The sequence below is a fragment of the Rhizorhabdus sp. genome, from assembly GCF_018006725.1.
GTDB lineage: Bacteria > Pseudomonadota > Alphaproteobacteria > Sphingomonadales > Sphingomonadaceae > Rhizorhabdus.
The window spans coordinates 1-3,895 of the sequence record NZ_JAGMXV010000355.1 but is presented as its reverse complement, the minus strand read 5'-3'; the positions used below and the strand labels follow the sequence as shown (position 1 = coordinate 3,895).

Below are 3,895 nucleotides of genomic sequence, written 5' to 3'. Positions count from 1 at the left end.
GGTATATGCTTCGCAAAGCGCCGGGCGCGATCGAGAATGCCTATATTCACCGCTTCCTCCGCAGCGACAGGGAGGAACTGCACGATCACCCGTGGGACAATCAATCGATCGTTCTCCGGGGGGCTTATGTCGAGAAATGGGAGCATCCGGCGCTCGGCCTGATCCAATCGCCGCGCCTTGCCGGCGAGATCGTCTCGCGCGGGCCCGAAGCCGTGCACTCGATCTACTCGGTTGAACCGGGAACGATCAGCCTTTTCACCACCGGTCCGAAGGTCCGCGAGTGGGGTTTCATCACGGCAGACGGGTGGATCCACAACACCAAGTTCCGCGCCTGGAAGAGCGCGCGGGAGGCCGCATGACGATCCAGCCGCGCGAGCTCGAGCTTCCCGAGCAGGTGCATATCACGCCGTCGAAGCAAAGCGCCTGGCGATCGCCGAAGGCCCCCGGCGCGAAGTACACCTATCGCCAGCTCGCGGCGCTCCGATCGCTGGGCGTCGATCCGGAGACCGTGCCCTCGATCGCGGTGCGAAGCACGGCGACCGCGCGGGAGATGTACTGGCCCACGACCGAGCCCACGCCTGTGTTCGTCATCCATTGCCCGATCATCGGCAACCGCCGCGACGGGCGCCATGTCGTCATCGCGCCGACCGGACAGACCAAGTGGGTCCACCCGAGCGGCAATATCCGTGAGGATCGGCATTGGGGCTGACCCTTTCATATTCGGCGCAATCGGCGCCGGATCGGCCGCGTCCGTCCCGTCCAGGGTTTCTGACGGGCGCGGCCGTCCCTCTTTTTCCGGAGACCAGCCGTGACTGACACCGACAACCTGACCAGCCTGATCAGTCGCGCCGTTGTGGCGAAGATGACGCCGGAGTTCATCGAGAAAGAAGTCGACGCCCGGGTTGCCAAGCTGATCACCGAGAGCGTCGACAAGGCCCTTCGGACCTACAGCGAGACTGGCAGGCTGATAGAAAAGGCGATCGAAGACGCTCTCCGTGTCGATCGGCTCGACCTGCCCGCCTATGGCGAGACGGTGAAGGGTATCCTCAAGACCCAGATCGAAGCCAGGGTATCCGAACTGGTGTCGGGCCAACTCGCTCGCGATATGGACGAATTGCTGGGGCTCGCTCCAAAGGAGGTGAAGCTCTCCGCGATCGCCGACTACATGCGGGAGCAGTACGAGAACGGAGAGCACTACGGCCCCGTCATCACGGTGATCGTGGAAGAGAAGAGGCATGACTCGACCTGGGTCTATCTCGACGACGAGAAGCACCACGCGCCGCGCGATTGGCACAGGTGCCGGTTCAGTCTGCTGATCCGGGGGGACGGCACCATCGCCTCGGCAAGCGTCGGCAGTAACACGGATGAGCTTGGCCGAAAGCGCATCGGTAGAGCCGTGGGCGTCGAGCAGAGGCTTCGCGCCTACGTGGCATGCTCCACCAAGATCATCCTCGACGAGGATGCTGTCGTCACCAGCGTCGGCGACTACTGATGTCCAAGCGCTTCTCCCGCATCACCCGCGAGGCGGTCGAATATTGCTATTGGCTCGTCTTCGATGCCGACGGCGGTGTGCGGCTGTCGCGTGGCCAGCCGTCGCTCGCGCCCGGGGAGCGGGGAATGTCGATCACGACCACTCTGCCGCGCTCACTCTTCGCGACGCCGCAGCTGCGCGCCACCATCAACATCACCGATCAAGGCACGCCGGCCATGGAGATCGACGTCAACGCCGCTGGCACAGCCCTCGCGGCGGTGCTGGGCTGCGAAGTCGTGATGAGCGTGAAGGATGCCGCGCAATGAACCTGCGCATCCTCAAGAAGCTTTCGAAGCGGGCCGCCCCCTATCTGCCGCTGCTCGGCGATAAGCGCGAGCAGTTCCCGGCCGAGTGGGGGGAAAACTATCACGGGCTCAATATCTGGGCCCGGAAGCATTTCGAGCGGACGGTTTCGGTGCATACCGACATCATGCGTGAGGGTGAGATGGTCATCGCGCCAAAATGTCGCGAGGGTTCGCGATTTCCCTACATCAAGCTCTACCCGCCTTCCCACCCATGGCCCGGCACCATCATGGTTGGCGGGATGAGTGGCTATTATGAGCCGGAATGGGAGGAAGAGAGCGCTTGGGGAGCGCTGCACCAGATCGTTTCCGACCGTTTTACCGATTGGGACGCTGTCTATCGGGAGGATGAAAGCGCGCCGTGGTTAACGCGACGTCTGCGCACGCCGAGCGACATTTTTGCCGCCGCCGATGAGATGGTGAGGGGGCGGGTCGATGCCGAGGGCTTTCTCCGATGACGTGCGATCGGGTGATCCTGCCCGGTGGCGGCGTGGCGATCGTGTGCTCGTCGCGTCGGCGCCAACGATGCAGCTGCGGGCGCCCGGCGACGCTCGCGTGCGACTGGAAAGTGCCCAGCCGGCGAAGCGGCACATGCGACGCGCCAATCTGTCAGGAATGCACGACGTCGCCGGCGCCCGGCAAAGATCTATGCGCAAGTCACGCCCGGGATTTCGCGCAATGGAAACTCAAGCGGGAGAGCCTTTCGTGAGCGAACAGGCGCAGATTAAGGCGCTCGCTGCAGCGGGCACCGCCACGGCCGGCATCGCGGCGCTGATCACGTTCGGCCGCGAAGGTGGCGACGTAGACAGTGCCGTCCACTACGACATTCTTTACCCGCTCGCGCGCGCTCTGCGCCTCGCGCTCGAAAGCGTTCGCGATGCCCGTGGCAGCCTTGATGGAGACGATGGTCAGTTGCTGGCGGCGGCCATCCACTGGATCGAATCGTGACCCGCAAGATCGCTATCATCAAACCGTTTGCCGACCTGAAGGGATGGAAGGAATGAACGACAACAGCCCGAAGGACCGCCGCAAGGATCGTCTCCTGCGTATCGCCCAGGTCCGTGAGCGGACAGGTCTCTCGGTGGCTACCGTCTACCGGCGCGAAGCTGTCGGGACGTTCCCGCTGCGCGTTCGCCTGGGTCCGCGCAGCGTCGCTTGGTACGAAAGCGACATCGACGATTTCGTTGCAGACCCCGCCGAGTACCGCGCGGATCAAGCCGCTTAGAAGAACGACTCTATTTCAAGCCACTCGCGCATTTCGGTCGCAGCCACCGCGACATCGGCAAAGACGCGCTCGGCGCTGAGACCCAATACACTCAGCGCCATGATGACAGCCCCCTTATCCTCCGCGGCGATCGTGAATATTGTTTCCGCTCGCATTGTCCTGCCGTCGCCGCGGGCGTGGAGACTGAGGTAGCTGTCCTGAGCTGCCGACCTCAGATTCATGGTGCTGGCATCAATGATCAGCGGTTTATCTCGACCTTCGAGAAAAACATCGACCGAGGCTGGTCGTTTGATGGCTTGGAACTCCGAGAAAGCCGCCTTCAACACGACGCCGTCAGACCGATCGGGGGCACGCTGAGCAGCAAAAAATAAGGCCATCAGGGGATTGGTAGTCCAATCCAACAGCGGAGTGGGCACGCCGTAATGCTGCGCCAGCGCCAACGCGTGCACGTCAGTCGCATCGGGCGCGAACCTCTTGCTCAGCGACCGCCATTTTTCCAGGTGCTCTCTAGTTACGAGACCATCGACCTTGTCCCGGAAAGCGAATGGGACGAGAACCCAGCTTGAACTGGCATGGCCTCGGAAAAGCGGCGGTTCGACGCAATGCGCGGCCACCGCTTCCATATACGCCGCGATCACGCGGAAGCCTGCGGGATAGGGCCACGGTATTTTGGCCATTACTGCTCTCCGATCAGCATGAAGGGGTCCGGCAGTCCAGCCGTGACCAGCTCGGCCCAAGCTTGGCCGAGCTCGCGACGCGGCTTGATATAGCGCGCGCGGTTGTACGCCCATTCCGATGCGGAGGTGCCTTGAGGCACGTGGGCGAGCATCATGTCGA

Annotated in this window: 7 protein-coding genes and 1 pseudogene; 7 read left to right on the top strand and 1 reads right to left on the bottom strand. The window is 63.0% G+C overall.

What is annotated here, in order from left to right; genetic code table 11:
- From KAY22_RS25850 to KAY22_RS25820, 7 genes and pseudogenes are all read left to right on the top strand, one after another.
- A pseudogene (locus KAY22_RS25850) lies at nucleotides 1-359 on the top strand (hypothetical protein); the annotation flags it as partial.
- Nucleotides 356-709, top strand: coding sequence for a hypothetical protein (locus tag KAY22_RS25845; protein WP_296625969.1), 354 nt, complete (start codon nucleotides 356-358; stop codon nucleotides 707-709). The pseudogene KAY22_RS25850 and the gene KAY22_RS25845, both read left to right, overlap by 4 nt.
- Before the next feature lie 99 nt (nucleotides 710-808).
- Nucleotides 809-1,492, top strand: a complete 684-nt coding sequence (locus tag KAY22_RS25840; RefSeq protein ID WP_296625968.1) for a hypothetical protein — start codon at nucleotides 809-811, stop codon at nucleotides 1,490-1,492.
- Nucleotides 1,492-1,797, top strand: coding sequence for a hypothetical protein (locus tag KAY22_RS25835; protein WP_296625967.1), 306 nt, complete (start codon nucleotides 1,492-1,494; stop codon nucleotides 1,795-1,797). The genes KAY22_RS25840 and KAY22_RS25835 overlap by 1 nt, the downstream gene beginning before the upstream one ends.
- On the top strand, nucleotides 1,794-2,291 hold the full coding sequence (locus tag KAY22_RS25830; RefSeq protein ID WP_296625966.1) for a hypothetical protein: 498 nt from the start codon (nucleotides 1,794-1,796) through the stop codon (nucleotides 2,289-2,291). Before KAY22_RS25835 ends, KAY22_RS25830 begins: the two co-directional genes overlap by 4 nt.
- Nucleotides 2,292-2,538: 247 nt before the next feature.
- The gene (locus tag KAY22_RS25825) at nucleotides 2,539-2,781 is read left to right on the top strand and encodes a hypothetical protein (RefSeq protein WP_296625965.1); all 243 of its coding nucleotides are present in this window, start codon (nucleotides 2,539-2,541) and stop codon (nucleotides 2,779-2,781) included.
- Nucleotides 2,782-2,833: 52 nt separating this feature from the next.
- A complete protein-coding gene (locus KAY22_RS25820; protein ID WP_296625964.1) occupies nucleotides 2,834-3,058 on the top strand; it encodes an AlpA family phage regulatory protein in 225 nt (74 codons plus the stop codon).
- Here the strand turns inward: KAY22_RS25820 and KAY22_RS25815 are convergent.
- The gene (locus tag KAY22_RS25815) at nucleotides 3,055-3,735 is read right to left on the bottom strand and encodes an FRG domain-containing protein (RefSeq protein ID WP_296625963.1); all 681 of its coding nucleotides are present in this window, start codon (nucleotides 3,733-3,735) and stop codon (nucleotides 3,055-3,057) included. The two genes, KAY22_RS25820 and KAY22_RS25815, sit on opposite strands and share 4 nt — an antisense overlap.
- Between the last annotated feature and the right edge of the window lie 160 nt (nucleotides 3,736-3,895).